Origin of the sequence: Streptomyces sp. NPDC048254 (assembly GCF_043201895.1) — a bacterium.
GTDB lineage: Bacteria > Actinomycetota > Actinomycetes > Streptomycetales > Streptomycetaceae > Streptomyces.
The window spans coordinates 182,930-203,110 of the sequence record NZ_JBICZJ010000017.1 but is presented as its reverse complement, the minus strand read 5'-3'; the positions used below and the strand labels follow the sequence as shown (position 1 = coordinate 203,110).

Genomic DNA, 20,181 nt, shown 5'->3' with positions numbered 1-20,181 from the left:
CGGCCGGGGCCGGGCGCCGTCAGGTGCCCGGCTTGCGGCCGTACACGTAGACGTCGTCGCCGTTCTTCAGCAGGGACCAGTACTTCTTGGCGTCCTTGGTGGTCATGTTGACGCAGCCGTGCGAGCCCGGCGGGTTCCACATGCTGAGACCCACCGAGTGGAAGGCCTGGCCGCCGTCGAAGAACTGGCTGTAGGGCATCGGCACGTTGTACACGGACGAGACGTGGTCGATGTCACGCCAGTAGATCTTCTTCAGACCGGTCCGGGTCTCGTACCCGTTGCGGCCGGTACGGACCGGCACCGGGCCGTAGACCAGCTTGTTGCCGTCCTGGACCCAGCTCAGCTGGAGCGTGAGGTTGACACAGGCGATGCGCCCCTTGTTGGTGGGGCACTTGCCGTCCTTGTTCGGCTTGTCGCCGACGGCCTTCTGCTTGTTCATCAGGTCCATCACGCCCCAGGTGACGGGGCCGGCGTAGCCGATGTCGGGCGTGATGCCGTGCTTGTCCTGGAAGGCCTTGATCGCCTTGCAGTCGGCGGCGGACTGCTTGCCGTCCACCGGCCGGCCGAGGAACTTCTCCACCTGCTTCTGGTACGGCCCCGCCTGCGTGGTACAGCTCGCGGCCTGCGCCGGAGCCGAGGTGAGCGCGAGCGTGAGCGGCGCCACGAGTCCGGTGACGCCGAGTACGACGGCACCTCGTCTGCGTATGTCCCCCATGTGAAGTCTGTCTCCTTCCTGTGTCCTCAGATCTCGTGGACCTAGACCGGCCGATCGAGGGCATTGGTTGTAGCACCGGCCAGGCTGTGACGAAACGGTTAACTTCGGCGTCGTGGGCGCGGGCGGCCTAGGCTGCCGTCCATGCACCGCATGCTTGCCGACGATCTCGCCCGGTTCCCCGGACTTCTGCGGTCGGCCCGTGACGTGGCCGCGCGTGCGCTGGCCGGGCTGGGCGAGCGGCCGGTGGCCGCGCTCGGCCCCGTACCCGCGCGGGCGGCGCTGCCCGAGCGGGGGGAGGGCGGGGAGGGCGCGCTGGCCCGGTTCACCGAGCGGTGGGCGCCGGGTCTGTCCGCCTCGGCCGGCCCACGCTACCTCGGTTTCGTCACGGGCGGTGTGACGCCCGCCTCCCTGACCGGCGACTGGCTGACCTCGGCCTACGACCAGAACGCGGCCGGGGCCGTCGGCTCCTGGGGTGCCGCCCTGGAGCGCGAGACGGTGGCCTGGCTGGCCGAACTGTTCGGGCTCGGTGAGGCGCACGGCGGGGCGTTCGTGACCGGGGCGACGATGTCCAACACGGTCGGTCTGGCGATCGCCCGGGAATGGCTCGGCGAGCGGCTCGGGGTGGACGTCTCCCGGGCGGGTTCGGCCGCCCTCGGTCCGGTCGACGTGCTCTCCGGCAGTCCGCACTCCAGCGTCGGCAAGGCGCTGTCGGTGCTCGGCATCGGGCGGGACCGGCTGCGGCCGGTGCCGCTGCTGCCCGGCAACCGGGAGGCGGTGGACGTGACCGCGCTCGACGCGGCGCTGGCCGCGCTGGACGGGCGGCCGGCGATCGTCGTCGCCAACGCCGGCACGGTGAACACCGTCGACTTCGACGACCTGCGGGCGATCGCCGCGCTCAAGGAGCGTCACGACTTCTGGCTGCACGTCGACGCCGCGTTCGGCGCCTTCGCCGCCCTCTCCCCCGCGCACGCCCCGCTGGTCGCCGGTCTGGACGCGGCCGACTCGGTCTGTGTGGACCTGCACAAGTGGCTGAACGTCCCCTACGACGCGGCCGTGCAGTTCACCCGGCGCAGCGACCTCCAGGTGGCCGTCTTCCACAACGAGTCCCCCTATCTGGGTCCGCCCACCGGCGAACCGGACTTCCTGCACCTGACCCCGGAGACCTCCCGCCGGCTGCGGGCGCTGCCGGCCTGGTTCTCCCTGACGGCGTACGGCCGTGCCGGGTACCGCGAGATCGTCGAGCGCAACGTCGCCGAGGCCAGGCGCCTCGGCGCGGGCATCGACGCCCTCCCGGACCTGCGCCTGCTGGCCCCGGTCCGGCTCAACGTGGTCTGTTTCACCCTCGCCGAGAACCCCACGCAGGAGCGGGTGGACGCCCTGGCCCGGGCGCTGGCCGCGTCCGGGGAGACGTTCCTCACCCCGACGGTGTTCGGCGGGGTGCCCGCGCTGCGGGCCGCGTTCAGCAACTGGCGGACCACCGAGGACGACACCCGGCGGGTGCTGGCCGCGGTCGCGGCCGCGTCAACGGCCCTGTGACGGCGCATGCCGGGCCTCCCGGTGCGGCCGCAGCGCCGCGTGGAAACCGCTGTGGACGGCGGTGAGGCCGCCGTCGACGCGGAGGGTGGTGCCGGTGATCCAGGCGGCGTCGCGGGAGGCGAGGAAGGCGACGGCCGCGGCGACATCCGCCGGCTCGCCGACCCGGCCGAGCGGGTAGAGCGGCCGGAGGGCGTCGAGTTCGTCCTCGCGTCCCGCCCACGCCGAGGTGCGGACCGTGCCCGGCTCCACCAGGTTCACCCGGACCCCGCGCGCGGCCGCGTGCCCGGCGAGGGTGCGGGTCAGCGAGCCGAGGCCGGCCTTGGCGGCGCTGTAGGCGTGGTTGCCGAAGTCGGCCCCCGCGTTGACCGAGCCGATGGTGACGACGGCGCCCCGGCCGGAGGCGGCCAGGTGCGGCAGGGCGGCCCGGCAGCAGCGGTGCACGCCGGTGAGGGTGATGTCCAGGTCGAGGTCCCAGCCGTCGTCCGGCTGGTCCTCGAAGAGCGGGACGTCCGGGGTGCAGTGCGCGGCGCAGTTCACCAGCACGTCGAGTCCGCCGAAGGAGCCGACGGCCCGGTCGACGGCGGCCGCCACGGAGTCCCGGTCGGCCACGTCACAGCCGAACGCCTCGACGGCCAGCCCCAGTTCGCGCAGCGCGGCCGCCGTCCGCTCGGCCTCGGACAGGTCCCGGTCGGTAGCCAGCACCCGTGCGCCCTCCTCGGCCAGCCGCCGGGCGACGGCCGCGCCGATGCCGCGGGCGGCGCCCGTGACGAGAACCCCGTGTCCCGCAAAGCGATTGAGTCCGGTCATGGCAACGACCGTACGGGCGGAAGGATCAACAGGACAGATAGCGTGCGGGCATGTCCGCGTTCTTGCAGCAACTCCCCGCCCTCATAGGCGTCGTGATCGGCGCGCTCGGTTCTTATCTCGCCGTGGTGCGGGGTGACCGGGTGCGGTTCCGGCGGGAACAGGAGGCGCGCTGGGACGAGCGCCGGCTGACCGTGTACGCGGAGTGGGCGCAGGCGTTGAAGAAGACCGTCTCCGTCGACTACCGGGTGGCCGCCCATCTGGGCAACGACCCGCATCCCCACCCGCTCTCCCCGCAGGAGGCCGAACCCCTGCTGGCCGCGGCCCAGTTGGCCCGTGATCCGTACGGCGAGAAGCTCATCATGCTGGGCAGCCCCGCGGTGGTCGCGAAGGGCCAGGAGTGGGTGCTCGCGGTCATGGCGATGGAGCGGTTCCTGCGGGAGGAGCGGCGGGATCCCGAGGCGTGGCGGATTCTGCTGGAGCGGCAGCGCGACGGCCGCGACGACTTCTACGTGGCCGTCCGCGAGGACCTGGCGCTGCCGCCCGGTCACTCGGGACGCCTGCCGTTGGCGGAGGCCTGACGGCCCCCGCCGGCTGTCCTCACGTCAGTGGCCGCGGGTGATCCACTCCTCCAGATGGGGGGCCTCGGCGCCGATGGTGGTCGGGTCGCCGTGGCCGGTCAGGACCTTCGTCTCCGGAGGGAGGGTGAGCAGCCTGTCCCGGATGGAGTCGATGATCGTCGGGAAGTGGGAGTACGACCGTCCGGTCGCGCCGGGTCCGCCCTGGAAGAGGGTGTCACCGGTGAAGACGACGGCCAGGCCGGGCTCGTGGAGGCAGACGGCGCCGGGCGCGTGGCCGGGTGTGTGCAGCACGGTCAGGTCGGCGCCGGCCGCCTCGATGACGAGCCCGTCGGTCAGATGGTTGTCGGGCTCGCGGTCGGGGTGGGTGAGCTTCCACAGCGGCAGGTCGTCGGGGTGCAGCCAGATCTTGGCGCCGGTGAGGTCCGCGAGGGCGGGCGCGGCGTCGATGTGATCGTTGTGGGCGTGGGTGCACACGATCGCCTTCAGCACACGGTCGTCGACCGCCTCGGCGATGGCCTGGGCATCGTGGGCGGCGTCGATGACGATCACTTCGCGTTCGTCGCCGATGATCCACACGTTGTTCTCGACGTCCCAGGTGCCGCCGTCGAGGGTGAACTGCCCGGAGGTGACGAGGCGTTCGATGCGGGTGGTCATCAGAGCACCACCACCGAACGCAGCACGTCGCCCTGGTGCATCCGGTCGAACGCCTTCTCCACCTCGTCGAGCTGGATGGTCTCGGTGACGAAGGCGTCCAGCGGCAGCCGGCCCTGGAGGTGCAGGTCGATCAGCATGGGGAAGTCCCGGCTGGGCAGGCAGTCGCCGTACCAGCTGGACTTGAGCGCGCCACCGCGGCCGAAGACGTCGAGGAGCGGCAGTTCGAGCTTCATCTCGGGGGTCGGTACGCCGACGAGCACCACCGTGCCGGCGAGGTCGCGGGCGTAGAAGGCCTGCCGGTAGGTCTCCGGGCGGCCGACCGCCTCGATGACGACGTCGGCGCCGAAGCCGCCGGTCAGCTCGCGGATCGCCTCGACCGGGTCGCCGGAGCGCGAGTTGACCGTGTGGGTGGCGCCCAGGGTGCGCGCCGTCTCCAGCTTCCGGTCGTCGATGTCGACGGCGATGATCTTCGCGGCGCCCGCCAGCCGGGACCCGGCGATCGCCGCGTCGCCGACCCCGCCGCAGCCGATCACGGCGACCGAGTCGCCCCGGCCGACGTTGCCCGTGTTGATGGCGGCGCCGATGCCGGCCATCACCCCGCAGCCGAGCAGTCCGGCGACCGCCGGGGAGACGGCCGGGTCGACCTTGGTGCACTGTCCGGCGGCGACCAGCGTCTTCTCGGCGAACGCTCCGATACCCAGCGCCGGGGACAGCTCCTGTCCGGTCGAGGCGAGGGTCATCCTCTGCTTGGCGTTGTGGGTGTTGAAGCAGTACCAGGGGCGGCCGCGCAGACAGGCCCGGCAGTTCCCGCACACGGCACGCCAGTTGAGGATCACGAAGTCCCCGGGCGCCACGTCCGTGACACCCTCGCCGACCGACTCCACCACTCCGGCGGCCTCGTGACCGAGCAGGAACGGGAACTCGTCGTTGATTCCGCCCTGCTTGTAGTGCAGGTCGGTGTGACAGACCCCGCAGGCCTGTACCTGTACGACGGCTTCGCCCGGCCCCGGGTCCGGCACCACGATCGTCTCGACCCGCACCGGCTCGTCCTTGCCCGGTGCGATCACGCCGCGTACTTCCTGCGCCATGGACCTGACCCTTTCGTCGCTGTGCTGACGTGCCTGTCTTCCGACCCTACGCGCGACCGATCGGTAACGGCACGGAGCACGTCGATCGTCGCGGATCTTTCCGGGGCGGATACCCCACAGGGGTAATGCGACCGGGGTCGGGGAAAGGAGTGCCGCCGTATGGCGGGGCGGCCCGACGTAGCCTTGGTGCGCCGCCCACCGCCCGGACGAGGAGCACCGTGACCACCGCAGACGCAGTTCCGCCGGGACGGACGGGAGACCGGACCGGTCCGTCCACGTTCCGGCTGCTCCTCTCCTATGTACGGCCGCACCGCTGGGCCCTGTTGGCGGGTGCGGTGCTCTCGCTGCTGACCGGGGCGACCGGGCTGCTGCTGCCGCTGGTGGCCCGGGGGTTGATCGAGGACCTGTCCCACGACCGTTCCATCGGCGGGAAGCTCCTCGCGATGGCGGGTCTGGTGGTCACCAACACCGTGGTCGGCGCCCTGGGTTCGTATGTGCTGCGGCGCACCGCCGAGTCGGTGGTGCTCGGGGCACGGCGCACCCTGTCGTCGTACCTGCTGCGGCTGCGGATCACCGCCGTGGACCGCACCGAACCCGGTGACCTGATGGCGCGGATCACCTCGGACACCACCCTGCTGCGCGAGGTCACCACGGACTCGCTGGTCGCACTCGGCACCGGCGGGCTCACCCTGGTCGCCACCGTGGTGATGATGGGCGTGGTCGACCCCGTGCTGCTGGGTGTCACCCTCGCGGTGATCGCCGGGGCGGGCATGGTGCTGGGCGCGATCGTGCCGCGCATCAACCGGGCCAGCCGGCGGGCACAGGACGCGGTCGGGGTGATGGGGGCCTCGCTGGAGCGGGTGCTGGGCGCGCTGCGCACCGTGAAGGCCTCGGGCGCCGAGCCCCGCGAGGAGCGCGCGCTGCACGAGGCCGCCGAGGAGTCCTGGCGGCAGAGCGTGCGGGCCGCCAAGTGGTCGGCCGCGGCGGGCAACACGGCGGGGCTCGCGATGCAGCTGGCGTTCATCACGGTCCTCGCGGTGGGCGGGGCGAGGGTGGCGACCGGCGCGATCGGCATCGGCACCCTGGTGGCCTTCCTCCTGTACGTCTTCTATCTGATGTCGCCGATCCAGCAGGTCGTCGGCGCGGTCACGCAGTACCAGACGGGTGCCGGCGCGCTCGCCCGCATCCAGGAGGCGCTCCGGCTGCCCGCCGAACCCCCGTCCGCGCCCGCCGAGTTGCCGTCCGCCGGCGCCGAACCGGCCGCCGTCACCTTCACCGATGTACGCTTCCGCTACGCCGACGACCTGCCGTACGTCCATCACGGAGTGAGCTTCGCGATACCCGCCCGGGGCATGACGGCGTTCGTCGGCCCGTCCGGCGCGGGCAAGACCACCGTCTTCTCGCTGATCGAGCGGTTCTACGACCCTGAGTCCGGCACGATCACCCTCGACGGCCGCCCGCTCGCCGACTGGGACCTGCCCCTGCTGCGCTCGGCCATCGGATACGTCGAGCAGGACGCGCCCGTGCTGTCGGGGTCGCTCAAGGACAACCTGCTCCTCGGCAATGCGGAGGCGGACGAGGACGCGGTGACGCGGGTGCTGAAGACGACGCGGCTGGACGGTCTGGTGGCGCGGCTGCCGCAGGGCCTGGAGACGCTGGTCGGGCACCGCGGGACCAAGCTGTCCGGCGGGGAGCGGCAACGGGTGGCGATCGCGCGGGCGTTGCTGCGCCGGCCCCGGCTGCTGCTCCTGGACGAGGCGACCTCGCAGCTGGACGCGGTGAACGAGGCGGCGCTCAGGGACACGGTCGCCGATGTGGCGCGGACGACGACGGTGCTGGTGGTCGCGCACCGGTTGTCGACGGTGACGATGGCCGACCGGATCGTGGTGATGGACGCGGGCCAGGTCCGTGCGGTGGGCACGCACCGGGAGCTGGTGGCGGCGGACCCGCTCTACGCGGAGCTGGCGGCGACGCAGTTCCTGGCCGCCGAGCACTGAGCACCCGGTACCCGGCCGCCGAGCCGCCGGGGTACGGCGGAGGGCCGCCCCTTTCCGGGACGGCCCTCGGGGGTGTTGCCGGGGGTCAGGACTCGATGCCCGGCACCAGCCCCATGGCGGGCGCGGCCAGGTCGGTGAGCTGGTGCAGTTCACCCAGCTTGTGGAGTCCGTTCAGTCCCTGCAGCTGCTCCGAGACCTTGGGGATCTCGTCCTTGTACTCCGCCGGGATGTCACTGCTGGCCAGCGAGTCGAGCACGCCGAGCGGGCTGAGCTTCCCGGGATGCTGCGCGTCCGCGGCGGCCGCGTTCGCCAGCGGCGCGGCGAGGCCGGTGACCCCGACCGCGAGGCCGACGGCGGCGACGATACGTCGTGCTGAGATCATGTCTCCAGCAACGGCCCGGACGTGCGGGCGGACACGGGCGGCCGGTCCCCCTCACCCGTCAGGCGGAGCGCCCGGCCTGCGCTTGCCGAGCCCGGCGGGGCGGAGGACGCTCGAAGGTGGGGCTCTCGCGGCCCGCTCCGCATCGGGCCGCGGGCTCCCGCAGGAGGTCACCATGGGCACCGCTACAGGCTCCACGTTCGACACCGAGACACTGCGCCGGGCCGTGGAGGGAAACACGGGGAACTCCCTGCTGGCGCTCTACACGGACGACGCGGAGATCCGCATCGTCGACCGCACCGCCCAGCCCAGCCACCCCAAGGTCCTGCACGGCCGCAGGGACATAGCCGCGATGCTGGACGACGTCTACAGCCGGGACATGACGCACAAGCTGGACCAGTGCATCGTGCAGGGCGACAAGGCCGCCTACAGCGAGTCCTGCGAGTACGAGGACGGCGTCCGGGTGCTCGCCGAGTCGATGATCACGCTGCGCGACGGCAAGATCGCCGACCAGATCATGATCCAGGCATGGGACGAGTAGCCGGAAGGACCGCGAGGGTCCAGGTCAGCGCGCGGCTGACCTGGACCTTCTCGGCACGGGCCGGACTGGGGCACAGCCGCCGCACGCCTCCGCGCGCGTCCGTCGTACTGCTGCGGACGGCCCTGCGGGCGGCACCGCCGTGGGAAACGCTGAGCGCCTCGGTTACCCTGGGCGCGGGCCGTGACTGGCGCTGAGGTGGAGCCCCACCGGGGAGCGGCCCGCACTGTCGATGCCGTGCGCCTGGGCGATCAAGGTCGAACCAGCTCAGGAGCGTGCCGCATGACCCCTGCCCGTCTCATGGACGGAACCGCCGTCGCCCGCCGGATCGTCGAGCAGACCGCACAGCGGGCCGCCGAGTTCACCGCACGCACCGGCACCACGCCGTGCCTGGCGACGGTGCTGGTCGGCGAGGACCCGGCCTCCGTCACCTACGTCCGGATGAAGCAGAACCGCAGCCGCAAGGCGGGTATCGCCGCCCGGCACGTGGCGCTGCCCGCCACCACGACCACCGAGGAACTCGTCGGCACCCTGCGGGCGTTGTCCGCCGACCCGACGGTGCACGGCATCCTGCTCCAGCACCCGGTCGGCGAACACATCGACGAGCGGGCCGCGTTCGAGGCGATCGCGCCGGAGAAGGACGTGGACGGCGTGACCTTCGCGTCGTTCGCGACGATGAGCTTCGGCCTGCCGGGCTTCGTCTCCTGCACGCCCGGCGGCATCCTGCGCCTGCTCGACGCGTACGACGTGGATCCGGCCGGATGGGGGTCCCCCCGCGCGAGCGAAGCCGAGCGTGGGGGAGGGCGGTGGTCGTCGGCCGCAGCGCGATCCTGGGCAAGCCGGCCGGCATGCTGCTGCTCGCCCGTGACGCCACCGTCACCTACTGCCACTCCCGCACCGCCGACCTCTCGGCGGCCGTGCGCGAGGCCGACATCGTGGTCGCCGCCGTCGGCCGCCCCCGGCTGATCCGGGGCCAGGACATCAAGCCGGGGGCGGTCGTGCTCGACGCGGGCTACAACGAGGGGAACGTCGGTGACGTCGACTTCGACACCGCGATCGAACGGGCCTCGCTGATCACGCCGGTGCCGGGCGGGGTCGGCCCGATGACCATCGCCGTGCTGCTGGAGCAGACGGTGACCGCGGCGGCCCGGCAGCTCGCGGTGTGATCAGCGCATCCAGGCGCTGTAGTCCATGACGTCACCGGCCCGCACCCCGTACTCGGGGTCGTCCCGGGTGAACGTGGTCTCCAGGCCGAGTACGGCACCGGTGGCCGGGTCCAGGATCAGCATTCGCCGGGCGCCCGAGGCGTCGTCGTGGACGTACGCCTGCCCGGTGCGGCCGAGCCGGTCGGTGACCTGGCCGGCCGGGCGCAGCCCCTCGGCGTCGGCGAGGAGATCGGCCAGGGCCGCCGACTCCCGCGCGCCGAGCGTCCAGTTGTCGAGCAACTCGCCGGTGGCGTCCAGGAGTTCCGACGTGGTGAGGGTGTGGCTGTAGATCAGCTCGGTCAGGTAGGTGCGCAGTTTCACCGGGTCGTGCGGGGGTGTGGCGAGCGGCGGGGCGTCCCCCCACATCGGGGGGAAGGTGCGCCGGCTGAGCACATGGCCGTCCTCGACCAGCCGCGACCGGTCACCGTCGTCGGTCAGGACCGGGCGGCCGGGGTGGGCCGGGTCGGTCGCCACGACCACCTCGGTGTGGCTGCCGTCCGCGGCCCAGCGCACCACCCGCTCCTCGGGCAGCGTGACCGGCGGCCTGCCGTCGCTCATGCCGAGGCTCCAGGACTGCACATGGGTGCCCTGAAGCAGCGCCGGGGAGCCGTCCTGGGCCGCCACGGCGGCCAGTTTCGCGACCTCGGCGAGGGGCACCGGGGTGGAGTGGACGCGGACGGCCAGCGGCCGGGGTGCGGCGACCGCCGGAGTGCCGGCGGGACCGCCGAGCAGCACGGTCAGGACGGTGGCCACGGCGACGAGGGCCGCGGCGAGCGACCACACCAGTCGCGGCCGGGTCCGGCGCCTGGGGTGAGGGGCGCCGTGCAGCAACCGGGCGAGGTGCCGTTCGGCGGTGTGGTCCAGGGGGCCGTCGCCGAAGTGGGGGGCGTCGGCGGGCACGGGGTCGGCGGCGCGCAGCAGGTCGAGATCGTCAGCCATGGCGGTGTTCCTCGGGGAGAGCCTCGGCGGCAGGGGGTCGCAGTCGGTCGATCTCGGCTCTGAGCCGGCGCCGGGCGCGGTGCAGCCGCATCGCCGCCGCCCGGCTGCCGCAGCCCAGGGCGACCGCGACCTCGTCGACGCCGAGTTCCTCCCACGCGGTCAGCCGCAGCACCTCCTGGTCGGCCGGGGAGAGCCGGCCCAGCGCCTCGTGCACCCAGGAGCCGGGCCGGTCGGTGTCCGGGCCTGCCACGGTCCCCCGTCCGTGCGCGGTCTCGTCGTTGCCCAGCCGGTCCACCAGCCGGCGCCGGCGCCCGTATCCGCGTACCGCGTTGGCGAGGCAGTTGCGCGCCACGCCGTACAGCCAGGGCAGCGGGACCGCCGGCAGGTCGGCGCGGCGGCGCCAGGCCACCGTGAACACCTCCGCCACCACTTCCTCCACCTCGCTGGTCCGCCCGTCCAGTCGCCGCGCGACATAACGGCTGACCGCCCAGTAGTGCTCGCGATAGGCAGCGGCGAAGATCTCGTCGTTGCTCATGTTCGGTTCTTGTCCGGCACCTTCCCGATCGTCACACCCCTTTCCGTGACGCTCGTCGCATCCGTCGAGTGTGACCGCCTCGCTCAGCCCGGACACAGGCGGGGTATGAGGAACCTCAAGTGGCTCACGACCACGGATCACAAGACGATCGGCACGCTGTACCTGGTCACAGCGTTCTCGTTCTTCTGCGTCGGTGGCGTGATGGCCCTGTTCATGCGAGCCGAACTGGCCCGGCCGGGCCTGCAGATCATGTCGAACGAGCAGTTCAACCAGGCGTTCACGATGCACGGAACGATCATGCTGCTGATGTTCGCGACCCCGTTGTTCGCGGGCTTCGCGAACTGGATCATGCCGCTCCAGATCGGCGCACCCGATGTCGCCTTCCCGCGCCTGAACATGCTGGCCTACTGGCTCTATCTGCTCGGCTCGACCATCGCGGTGGGCGGCTTCCTCACCCCGCAGGGCGCGGCCGACTTCGGCTGGTTCGCCTACGCCCCGCTCTCGGACGCGGTGCGCACGCCGGGCGTCGGCGCCGACATGTGGATCATGGGTCTGGCCTTCTCCGGCTTCGGCACCATCCTCGGCGCGGTCAACTTCATCACCACGATCATCTGCATGCGTGCCCCGGGCATGACCATGTTCCGGATGCCGATCTTCGTCTGGAACGTCCTGCTGACCGCCGTCCTGGTCCTGCTCGCCTTCCCCGTCCTCGCCGCCGCACTGTTCGCACTGGAGGCGGACCGCAAGTTCGGCGCCCACGTCTTCGACGCGGCCAACGGCGGAGCGCTGCTCTGGCAGCACCTCTTCTGGTTCTTCGGCCATCCAGAGGTGTACATCATCGCCCTGCCGTTCTTCGGCATCATCAGCGAGGTCATCCCGGTCTTCGCCCGCAAGCCGATGTTCGGGTACATGGGTCTGGTGGCCGCGACCATCGCGATCGCCGGCCTGTCGGTGACCGTGTGGGCGCACCACATGTACGTCACGGGAGGCGTGCTCCTCCCCTTCTTCTCCTTCATGACCTTCCTGATCGCGGTCCCGACGGGAGTGAAGTTCTTCAACTGGATCGGCACGATGTGGCAGGGCTCGCTGTCCTTCGAGACGCCCATGCTGTGGACCCTGGGCTTCCTGGTGACGTTCGTCTTCGGCGGTCTGACCGGCGTGATGCTCGCGTCGCCCCCGATCGACTTCAGCGTCTCCGACTCGTACTTCGTGGTGGCCCACTTCCACTACGTGGTCTTCGGTACGGTCGTCTTCGCGATGTTCGCCGGCTTCCACTTCTGGTGGCCCAAGTTCACCGGCAAGATGCTCGACGAACGGCTCGGCAAGATCACCTTCTGGACGCTGTTCGTCGGCTTCCACGGCACGTTCCTGGTCCAGCACTGGCTGGGCGCGGGTGGCATGCAGCGCCGGATCCCCGACTACCTGGCGGTGGAGGGCCTCACCACGCTCAACACGGTCTCGACGATCTTCTCGTTCCTGCTGGGATCGTCGCTGCTCCCGTTCTTCTACAACGTGTGGAAGACCGCGAAGTACGGCGAGAAGGTCGAGGTGGACGACCCGTGGGGGTACGGGCGTTCCCTGGAGTGGGCGACATCGTGCCCGCCCCCGCGCCACAACTTCGTGTCGCTCCCCCAGATACGGAGCGAGTCACCGGCGTTCGACCTGCACCACACCGTGGAACGGGAGTTGAGCACGCGATGACGGCACGGGAGGGGGAACGGGCACTGGTCACGCAGATCGAGGGTCACCTGCTGCTGGCGGCGACCCGCGAGGAGGCCCGGAGGGCGGCGGCCCGGGTGGCGGACCGAATGGGGTGGCTGACGGACAGCCAACGGGAGGATCTGGAGGGCCGGTTCGAAGTCGAGTACTTGGCGCTGGCGCGCACCTCCTGGCGCCTTACGGCGAAGCGCGCCGAGGAACTGAGCCTGGCGTACGAGTCCCGGTACCGAATGCTTCGGCGACGTCTTCTGGCAGGGTTCCTGTTGCTCTGCGCCTTCCTGACGGCAACAGCACTGCTGACACCGTTGGCATGAGCGCCCCTGAAAGGGGCGCGGGGCTGTGTCTGATATGCGGCTACCGCCGCGTGTGCGCGACCAGCCACAGCCCACCCGCGCCCGAACAACTACCGCGTCAACTCTGGCTCCACTGCTGGTTGGTCCCGCCATTGCAGGCCCACAGCATCAGCGACGTCCCGTTACTGGTCGCCGCGCCGTACGCGTCCAGGCACAACCCGGCGTTGACGTTCGTGATCGTCCCGTCCGAGTTGACGTTCCACTTCTGGTTGTTCTGCCCGTTGCAGTCCCAGATCACGACCTTGGTACCGTTGGTGGTGCCCAGGTTGTACGCGTCCAGGCACTTGTTGCCGTACACCACCAGCTCCTTGCGGGAGGTGTACGTCCAGGCCTGGTTCTGGCCGCCGCTGCAGTCCCAGAGCTCCGCCTGGGTGCCGTTGGTGATGGTGTTGTTGTAGACGTCGGCGCACCGGCCGGACTGCTTGCCGACGAGCAGCGTCCCGTTGGTGCCCGGCACCGGACTCACCGCGACGGAACCGAGCGCCGGCAGCGAACTCCCGGTGAAGGTCAGCGAGTTGCCGGATCCCTTGCTGAGGTCGACCTGCACCGACACGGTCCCCTGCGAGGATCCGGTCGGCGGGAAGGAGACCGTCGTCGAGGTCTGGCCGTTGACCTGGAGGGTGCCGGTGACGGCGGTGGAGCCGGTGTTGGTGTACGCGACGTCGACCACGTTCAGGCCGGTGCTCGCGGCGCTGACGCCGGTGTACTTGCCGGTGGAGGACGCGCTGTAGCCGGTGCTCGACGCCTCCGTACCGCCGCTCACCTTCAGCATCACCGAGCCGCCGGCCGGGACGCTGGCAGTGTAACTCGTGGCGTACGAGCCGACGTTCGACTGCGTCCACAGGTCTCGGACCGTCGCGGAGGCACCGGTCAGGCCGAGGTCGGACCAGCGGACGGTGATGTTCTGCGCGGCGGAGGTGCGGTTGAGCAGCACGACCGCGCGGTTGCCGGTGCCGGAGAGGACCTTGCCGAAGACCTGGAGGCCGGTGGTGTCCTCGGCGACCTTGACGCCCTGCAGGCCGCGCGGGTCCTGGTCGACGGCGACGACGTCGGAGTTCTTGAGGATGGCGGCCGTCTCGCTGGTCATCGTGGTGAGGTCGTTGCCGGCCAGCAGCGGGGCGCCGGAGATCGCCCAGAGGGCCATGTGGGTGCGGTTCTGGGCCGCCGTGAGGCCTGTCATGCCGACCGTCAGCATGTCGGGGTCGTTGTAGTAGCCGGTGTGCTGGGCGGCCGGGTGCAGCGTCTGGTCGAAGTTGGACAGCACGCTCGCCTGCGACGCCGTACCGCCGTAGTAGTAGATGTCGGTGCTGGTCCGCCACATGGGGGCGAGGCCCGGCGCCCAGTTCCACGGGTTCTGGTAGCCCCAGTTGCAGATGGACAGGGTGAGCGGGCGGCCGGTGGCGGCGGTGGCCTTGGTGACCGCCGAGCTCAGCGACTTGTAGGCGGTCGCCGCGTCCAGGCCCTCGGCGTCGCCGCCGCACCAGTCGACCTTCACGAAGTCGAAGCCCCACTCGGAGAACTGGAGCATGTCCTGGTCGTAGTGGCCCTCGCTGCCGGTGTTCGCGGCGGCGGGGCGGCCGGTCGGGTAGTAGTAGCCGCAGCCGTTGTAGCCCGCGTCGGTGTAGATACCGGCCTTCAGGCCCTTGCTGTGGATGTAGTCGGCGATGGCGCTCATCCCGCCGGGCCACTCACCGGTGTCGACGGTGATGTTGCCGGCACTGTCCCGGGTGCCCTGCCACCAGCCCTCGTCGATGTTGATGTACTTGTATCCGGCGTCCGGCAGCCCGGCCGCGACGAACGCGTCGACCTGCTGCTTGATGACGTCGTAGTCGATCTTCGCGGCGAAGCTGTTCCAGGAGGCCCAGCCCATCGGGGCGGTGGGCACGGAGATCTGCCGGGTCGTCGCCGCCTGGGCCGGTCCGGCGGTGGCGAAGAGGAGCGCGGCGGCGGCCGTCAGGGCCAGGGCGAGGGCGCGTACGGCGGTGGCCCACAGGTGGCGTACGAGACCGCTGTCGGTCGGTCTGGGCGGGGGATACATGCGGCTCCTCCACGGGGGGTGCACGAGGGTCTACGGCTCCGTCATGTTCGAAATTCCGAACGGAGATCGGCCTTCCGAACATGTCGCGCCGACCGTAGAGCCGGCGGAGGGTGAAGTCAACGGATGTGACAGGGGTGAACTCGCCACGCTCCACGGGCCGTTCACCCCATGCCGACCGCGCGCGTACCCGGGCTCACCCGGCTACCGGGCGCCGCTCGACGTCCAGTCCTCCGGGCGCAACATCCCCACCAACAACCGCACGAGTTCCTCCACGACGTCGTCCAGCGTCGCGTCCACCCACCCGGCACTCCAGTCGTGCAGCAATCCGTTCACGCTGCCGATGAAGGCCGTCGCCGCCAGCCGGTAGTCCCGCGGCGCCGCATCACCGCGCGCCACCGCCGCGTTCGCCTCGCCGCATATCAGCTCCACCCACCGCGCCCGCCGTGCGAGGCGCTGCTCCTCCAGCCGCGGGCTGACGCCGATGATCTCGACGAAGGCGATCCGGATACGGCGCGGATCCGAGGTGACGTCCCTGGCGTACGCCCGGAAGAGCACCGTCACCCGCTCCACCAGCGGCAGCGGCTTGGCCTCCGGGAACGCGTCCCGCACCGCTTCCTCGGCCCACCCGTTGACCTCCAGGTGCAGCGCGGCGAGCACGTCCTCCAGTGTGTGGAACTCCTCGTAGAACTGCCGGGTCGACAGGCCGGCCGCCTGGCTGAGCGCGGCGACGGTCGTGGCGCGATATCCCGGTGTGTCGCCGAAGAGCCGGAGCGCCGCGTCCAGGAAGCGCCGACGCCGCTCGGCCTTGCGTTCCTCGGCGGACCGGCCGCCGTAGCGTCCCGTCGGTGCCTTGATCCTGCCCGGCAAGATTGCCCCCTCCGTCATCCGCCCGATGACCAATTTTGTCGTGTACGCCTCTTGTTCGGCGAACCGCCCCCTCCTTGCTTTCCAGTAAGTCCTCGGTGAACGCACCTGTGTCGCACCTTCGGCCTCCGGACCGGTACCGCAACCGGAGGCCGAGGCATGACTCAGAACTTCGCCGCCACCCAGGCGGCCAGCTCGGACCTGGCCGCGTTCAGCAGGGTGGAGCCGGGCGAGGTCGCCCCGTTCGTCACCAGCGCGAAGTGCAGCACGCCGGAGTCCGAGTCGCTGAGCAGCAGTCGGCGGCTGCCCGTGCCACCCGGTTCGGCCGCCACACCGACCGGAGTCGAGGACGTGTACGACGGGGGTGCGTAGACGGTTCCCAGGTCGGACACGACCGTGGTGGACGCGGTCGGGAAGGACGCGGGGAGGTGGAGTTCGGTGGGTGCGGTGGCGCTGCCGGAGCGCCAGACCTGGACGGCGTACTGCCCGGAGCCCACCAGCGCGGCCACGTTCGGCAGCGAGCTGGGCACCGGGTTCCAGGTCAGGGTCGTGGAGCCGTCCCGGGAGCGGTCCTCGTAGGTGAAGGCGAGGGTGGAGCCCGAGGTGGCGCCCGGGTAGATCCGGTCGAGGAGCCTGGCGTCCTGCCGGAGGGTCACCGTGCCGGAGTCGTTCATGGCGACGGCCGAGAGATCCTCGTCGTTCCAGGCGTCACCGGAGGTGAGGACCTTGTCGGGGTTGTCGTTCATCAGCTCGTGGTGGCGGCCGTTGTAGATGTCCCACTGCCACTGGGTGCCGGAGAGCACCGGGCCGGAGGACGCCGGGGTGGACCACCAGGTGGACCCGGGGAGGCGGGAGTCGAGGGCCTGGTACATGGCCTTGTCGACGGTCGGCGCCTTGCCGGCGGTCGTACCCGACAGCGGATGCCCGAACTCGCTGACGATCGCCGTGGTTCCGGCGGCCGAGGCGCGGTCGCGGACGGTGCCGAAGTCGGTCTTGTACTGGCCGTCGGAGGCGTTGCCCCACATCAGGATGCCGGAGATGGCCTTCTGGTCGTAGAAGTGGGTGTTGAAGACATAGCGGGAGCCGAGGGTGCCCGCGTCGAGCAGTCCGCCCTCCTCCTTGGTGACGTTGCCGTTCCAGAAGAGGTTCGGCTCGACGAGGGCGGGCTTGCTGCTCCAGCCGGCCGCGTCCATCCGTGCCCGGAACTTCTGGTAGAAGGGCCACAGCCGGTTCTGCTCCCAGGTGCGGGAGGTCTCACCGGAGTCATAGGAGCCGGCGTACGGCTCGTTGTACGGGTCGAAGCCCACCACGCCCGCGAACTGGTCGGACGTCAGGTGCTGGGCCAGGTAGGTCATGGTGGTCTGAGCCGTGGCCAGGAAGGCGTCCTGGAGGCCGTAGTTGTTGTGCCAGAAGTCGTACTGGCCCTCCTGCACTGCCGCGTTCTGGGTGATGTTCTGACCCCAGAGGAGGCAGATGCCGCAGTACTCGGTCGGGTAGTCCCCGAGCTCCACCGCCCACGCGGGAGCGCCGTCGCCCGTGTACCAGCTGCCCGAGTTGAACAGGTAGCGGGAGTACAGGTCCTGGTGGAAGTCGGGGAAGACGCGGATGCCGGCGTCGAGGAACGCCTGCATCTGCGCGGTGACGGCGGCCAGGTAGGCGGTGTCCACCTGGCCCTTGGCGGGTTCGGCGTGCGCCCAGGAGAGCAGGAAGCGCACGGCGTTGCCGCCGCCGAGGGCACGCAGTGCGGTGGCGGACTTCTTCGCGTCGGTGACGGAGGCGAACGGCAGGCCGCTGTTCTCCTCCAGCTTGGTCTCGCCGGAGACGTTGTAGCCGCGCAGCACCACCTCACGGCCCTGGCCGTCGACGAACCGGCCGTTCTGCACGGTGAGCGAGGTGCCGTCGAACCATAGGGAGTCGGACGGGGTGGCTGCGGTGGCGGACGGGGTGCCCGCCACCGCGAGGAATCCACAGAGGACAACCAGGACAACGATCAAACGCGCCCGGATAGTAGTCATGTCCACTACAGTCTGGTGATTTCCGGACACCGTCAATACTTCTGACTCATGAGTAAGTTGAATACCTGCCTGGCACTTGTGGCTCAGCCGCTGACCCGGCCCGTCACGTTCAACAGGTACTCCTTCCGGCTGAGCGGATTGTGATCGGTCCGTGCGCGTTCGGGGACCGTTCCGTGCGAGACGGGCGCGTAGTGGTCGAACGCGCTCTCCAGCTCGCCCTCGCCCCGGGTCAGCCCTGGCAGCAGTTGCTCCAGCCGGTGCACCCGGCCGGCGGGCACCGCACCCTCCAGAAGGCAGAGCGGCCCCTGCGCCACTGTCTGCTGGGGCAGCGCGCCGAGCCGGGTGAGCACCGGCAGCAGCGCGCCCAGCGTGTCCGCCGGGGCCTCCAGCCGGAACCGGTGCATCGGCTCGTGCACCCGGGTACCGGCCCGCCGCAGCGCATCGGTCAGCACCAGCGGGGTCAGCCCCCGGAAGTCGTAGCCCGTGCTCGACATGCTCTTGTCGAAACCCTGGTGGGCATGGCTCTGCCGAGGCGAGTAACCGGAGTGGGTCATGGTCACCGTGCAGTCGGGGATCCGCCAGCCGTGCAGCCCCTGCCCGAGGGTCTCGCGCACGGTGTCCTCGACGGCCTTGAAGAAGGCGTACGGCATCGAGCCCAGCTCCACCTCCAGCCGGAAGCCGACGCCGGTGCCGGGCGGGGCCGGCTCCACCCGCAGGCCGACCGTCGCCAGGAAGGGGTTGCCGTCCTTCTTGTTGAACTCGACGGCGGCTCCCCTGCCGGTGAGGCGTTCGACGCAGATGGTGGTCGTCTCCCGGAAGGTGACGTCGAGACCGTACTCGTCGGCGAGAGTCGCCTGGACGACCTCCTTCTGGACCTCGCCGTAGAGGGAGACGGAGGTCTCCTGCCGTACCTCGTCGTGCCGGACGTCGATCAGCGGGTCCTGCTCGGCGAGCTGGGTGAGCGCGACATGCAGGGCGCGGCGGTCGGTGGCCGGTCCGGGGACGACGACGGTCTCCAGGGTCGGGGGCGCGAAGTGGTGCTCGGGAGCCCGTCCCGGCGCGCCGAGCGCATCGCCGATACGGATGCCTCCGAGCCCCCACACCTTGACGATCCGCCCGGCACCGGCACTGTCCTGCCGTAGCTCCGCACCCCGCTCGGCAACACTCAGCGCGGTGACCCGCCCCTCCGGCCGCCCGGCCTGGACCCCGCCACCGCCCGCCCGGCCCCCCTCGCGGACGCCCACGGCCCGGCCTTCCTCACGGGCACCGCCGCCCCGGCCGACCGCCCCGTCCTCCGGCGCCTCCCGGCCGCCGTCCCCGAAGGGGATCCGGTCGCGGACCCGGAGGGCGCCGGTGAAGATGCGCGCGTAGGCGATCTTCTCGCCCGCCGGGCCGCGTTCGACCTTGAAGACCGTGGCCGACAGCGGTCCGGCCGGGTCGCCGTCCGCGGCGGGGAGCAGCCGTTCGACGCCCGTGATCAGGTCGGGTACCCCGGCGCCCGTGACGGCGGAGCCGAAGTAGACCGGGTGGACCAGGGTCCGACGGGTCTGGTCGGCGAGCGCGGCGCGCAGCCGGCCGTCGGGGACCTCGCCGTCCAGGTACGCGGCGAGCAACGCGTCGTCGTGGTCGGCGAGCACATCCACCGCACCCGGGTCGAGGCCGGGCTCGAAGCGGGCGGCGCGGGTGCCGAGCGCGACCGGTCGCCCCATCGGGACGAGCGGGACGGCGAGCCTGCGGGCGAGCTGGGCGAGTACGGCCTCGTGCCGGGCGCCGCGCCGGTCGATCTTGTTGACGAAGACCAGCGTGGGGATGCGCAGCCGCCGCAGTGTCCGCATGAGCACGCGGGTCTGCGCCTGGACGCCCTCCACCGCCGAGACGACCAGGACCGCGCCGTCCAGCACCCCGAGGACCCGTTCCACCTCGGCGATGAAGTCCGGGTGGCCCGGGGTGTCGATGAGGTTGACGGTCACGCCGTCGAGGGGGAACGACACGACCGCGGACTTGATGGTGATGCCGCGCTGCCGCTCCAGGGCGAGGGTGTCGGTCCGGGTGCTGCCGTCGTCGACACTGCCGATCTCGTCGATGACCCCGGCCGCATGCAGCAGCCGTTCGGTCAGACTGGTCTTACCTGCGTCGACATGCGCGAGAATTCCGAGATTGAGCAGATGCACTGAGTGTGATGTCCTTCGGCATGGGTGGGGTTCCTTCCTGGGTGGACATG

General features: G+C 71.0%; 18 protein-coding genes, 1 pseudogene and 1 riboswitch. Of the genes and pseudogenes, 8 read left to right on the top strand and 11 right to left on the bottom strand.

What is annotated here, in order from left to right; genetic code table 11:
- Nucleotides 1–19: 19 nt before the first annotated feature.
- Nucleotides 20–715: a L,D-transpeptidase family protein gene (locus ACGFZQ_RS38010; protein WP_351696891.1), complete on the bottom strand. Its 696-nt coding sequence runs from the start codon at nt 713–715 to the stop codon at nt 20–22.
- Nucleotides 716–856: 141 nt separating this feature from the next.
- On the opposite strand from ACGFZQ_RS38010, the gene ACGFZQ_RS38005 reads away from it, so the two are divergent.
- Complete coding sequence (locus ACGFZQ_RS38005; protein WP_393844224.1) at nt 857–2,251, top strand: pyridoxal phosphate-dependent decarboxylase family protein; 1,395 nt, start codon at nt 857–859, stop codon at nt 2,249–2,251.
- On the opposite strand, the gene ACGFZQ_RS38000 is transcribed toward ACGFZQ_RS38005, so the two are convergent.
- The gene (locus ACGFZQ_RS38000; RefSeq protein ID WP_393844223.1) at nt 2,237–3,058 is read right to left on the bottom strand and encodes an SDR family NAD(P)-dependent oxidoreductase; all 822 of its coding nucleotides are present in this window, start codon (nt 3,056–3,058) and stop codon (nt 2,237–2,239) included. The genes ACGFZQ_RS38005 and ACGFZQ_RS38000 overlap by 15 nt on opposite strands.
- A gap of 50 nt (nt 3,059–3,108) precedes the next feature.
- On the opposite strand from ACGFZQ_RS38000, the gene ACGFZQ_RS37995 reads away from it, so the two are divergent.
- Complete coding sequence (locus ACGFZQ_RS37995) at nt 3,109–3,636, top strand: hypothetical protein (RefSeq protein ID WP_393844222.1); 528 nt, start codon at nt 3,109–3,111, stop codon at nt 3,634–3,636.
- 24 nt (nt 3,637–3,660) lie between these two features.
- Here ACGFZQ_RS37995 and ACGFZQ_RS37990 read toward each other — a convergent pair whose 3' ends face one another.
- On the bottom strand, nt 3,661–4,290 hold the full coding sequence (locus ACGFZQ_RS37990; protein ID WP_393844221.1) for an MBL fold metallo-hydrolase: 630 nt from the start codon (nt 4,288–4,290) through the stop codon (nt 3,661–3,663).
- The gene (locus ACGFZQ_RS37985; RefSeq protein WP_351744919.1) at nt 4,290–5,378 is read right to left on the bottom strand and encodes an S-(hydroxymethyl)mycothiol dehydrogenase; all 1,089 of its coding nucleotides are present in this window, start codon (nt 5,376–5,378) and stop codon (nt 4,290–4,292) included. The genes ACGFZQ_RS37990 and ACGFZQ_RS37985 overlap by 1 nt, the downstream gene beginning before the upstream one ends.
- Before the next feature lie 125 nt (nt 5,379–5,503).
- Here ACGFZQ_RS37985 and ACGFZQ_RS37980 point away from each other — a divergent pair, with 125 nt between their 5' ends.
- Nucleotides 5,504–7,375 (top strand): ABC transporter ATP-binding protein, encoded by a 1,872-nt coding sequence (locus tag ACGFZQ_RS37980; RefSeq protein ID WP_393844220.1) that lies wholly within the window; start codon nt 5,504–5,506, stop codon nt 7,373–7,375.
- An 85-nt stretch (nt 7,376–7,460) separates the two neighbouring features.
- Here the strand turns inward: ACGFZQ_RS37980 and ACGFZQ_RS37975 are convergent, their stop codons facing one another.
- Nucleotides 7,461–7,757, bottom strand: coding sequence for a hypothetical protein (locus ACGFZQ_RS37975; RefSeq protein ID WP_393844219.1), 297 nt, complete (start codon nt 7,755–7,757; stop codon nt 7,461–7,463).
- A gap of 172 nt (nt 7,758–7,929) precedes the next feature.
- Here ACGFZQ_RS37975 and ACGFZQ_RS37970 point away from each other — a divergent pair, with 172 nt between their 5' ends.
- The 3 genes and pseudogenes from ACGFZQ_RS37970 to ACGFZQ_RS37960 all read left to right on the top strand — a co-directional run bounded on the left by ACGFZQ_RS37970 (nt 7,930) and on the right by ACGFZQ_RS37960 (nt 9,458).
- Nucleotides 7,930–8,295, top strand: a complete 366-nt coding sequence (locus ACGFZQ_RS37970; RefSeq protein WP_351744911.1) for a nuclear transport factor 2 family protein — start codon at nt 7,930–7,932, stop codon at nt 8,293–8,295.
- Nucleotides 8,283–8,489: a hypothetical protein gene (locus ACGFZQ_RS37965; protein WP_393844218.1), complete on the top strand. Its 207-nt coding sequence runs from the start codon at nt 8,283–8,285 to the stop codon at nt 8,487–8,489. Before ACGFZQ_RS37970 ends, ACGFZQ_RS37965 begins: the two co-directional genes overlap by 13 nt.
- A riboswitch (ZMP/ZTP riboswitch) is annotated at nt 8,466–8,548 on the top strand. It overlaps the preceding gene by 24 nt.
- Nucleotides 8,549–8,574: 26 nt before the next feature.
- Nucleotides 8,575–9,458, top strand: a pseudogene (locus tag ACGFZQ_RS37960) (bifunctional 5,10-methylenetetrahydrofolate dehydrogenase/5,10-methenyltetrahydrofolate cyclohydrolase).
- Here ACGFZQ_RS37960 and ACGFZQ_RS37955 read toward each other — a convergent pair.
- Together ACGFZQ_RS37955 and ACGFZQ_RS37950 are read right to left on the bottom strand one after the other, a co-directional pair.
- Complete coding sequence (locus ACGFZQ_RS37955; protein ID WP_393844217.1) at nt 9,459–10,436, bottom strand: CU044_5270 family protein; 978 nt, start codon at nt 10,434–10,436, stop codon at nt 9,459–9,461. It abuts the pseudogene before it with no gap.
- On the bottom strand, nt 10,429–10,971 hold the full coding sequence (locus tag ACGFZQ_RS37950; protein ID WP_393844216.1) for an RNA polymerase sigma factor: 543 nt from the start codon (nt 10,969–10,971) through the stop codon (nt 10,429–10,431). The genes ACGFZQ_RS37955 and ACGFZQ_RS37950 overlap by 8 nt, the downstream gene beginning before the upstream one ends.
- A 105-nt stretch (nt 10,972–11,076) precedes the next feature.
- On the opposite strand from ACGFZQ_RS37950, the gene ctaD reads away from it, so the two are divergent.
- Nucleotides 11,077–12,672, top strand: coding sequence for a cytochrome c oxidase subunit I (gene ctaD / locus ACGFZQ_RS37945; RefSeq protein ID WP_393844215.1), 1,596 nt, complete (start codon nt 11,077–11,079; stop codon nt 12,670–12,672).
- The gene (locus ACGFZQ_RS37940; protein WP_393844214.1) at nt 12,669–13,004 is read left to right on the top strand and encodes a hypothetical protein; all 336 of its coding nucleotides are present in this window, start codon (nt 12,669–12,671) and stop codon (nt 13,002–13,004) included. Before ctaD ends, ACGFZQ_RS37940 begins: the two co-directional genes overlap by 4 nt.
- A 97-nt stretch (nt 13,005–13,101) precedes the next feature.
- On the opposite strand, the gene ACGFZQ_RS37935 is transcribed toward ACGFZQ_RS37940, so the two are convergent.
- The 4 genes from ACGFZQ_RS37935 to ACGFZQ_RS37920 all read right to left on the bottom strand — a co-directional run bounded on the left by ACGFZQ_RS37935 (nt 13,102) and on the right by ACGFZQ_RS37920 (nt 20,131).
- Nucleotides 13,102–15,081: a ricin-type beta-trefoil lectin domain protein gene (locus ACGFZQ_RS37935; protein WP_393844213.1), complete on the bottom strand. Its 1,980-nt coding sequence runs from the start codon at nt 15,079–15,081 to the stop codon at nt 13,102–13,104.
- 201 nt (nt 15,082–15,282) lie between these two features.
- A complete protein-coding gene (locus ACGFZQ_RS37930; protein WP_393844212.1) occupies nt 15,283–15,948 on the bottom strand; it encodes a TetR/AcrR family transcriptional regulator in 666 nt (221 codons plus the stop codon).
- Between the two features lie 161 nt (nt 15,949–16,109).
- Complete coding sequence (locus ACGFZQ_RS37925) at nt 16,110–17,960, bottom strand: cellulase family glycosylhydrolase (RefSeq protein WP_393844211.1); 1,851 nt, start codon at nt 17,958–17,960, stop codon at nt 16,110–16,112.
- Between the two features lie 83 nt (nt 17,961–18,043).
- Nucleotides 18,044–20,131, bottom strand: coding sequence for a GTP-binding protein (locus ACGFZQ_RS37920; RefSeq protein ID WP_393844210.1), 2,088 nt, complete (start codon nt 20,129–20,131; stop codon nt 18,044–18,046).
- Nucleotides 20,132–20,181: the final 50 nt, after the last annotated feature.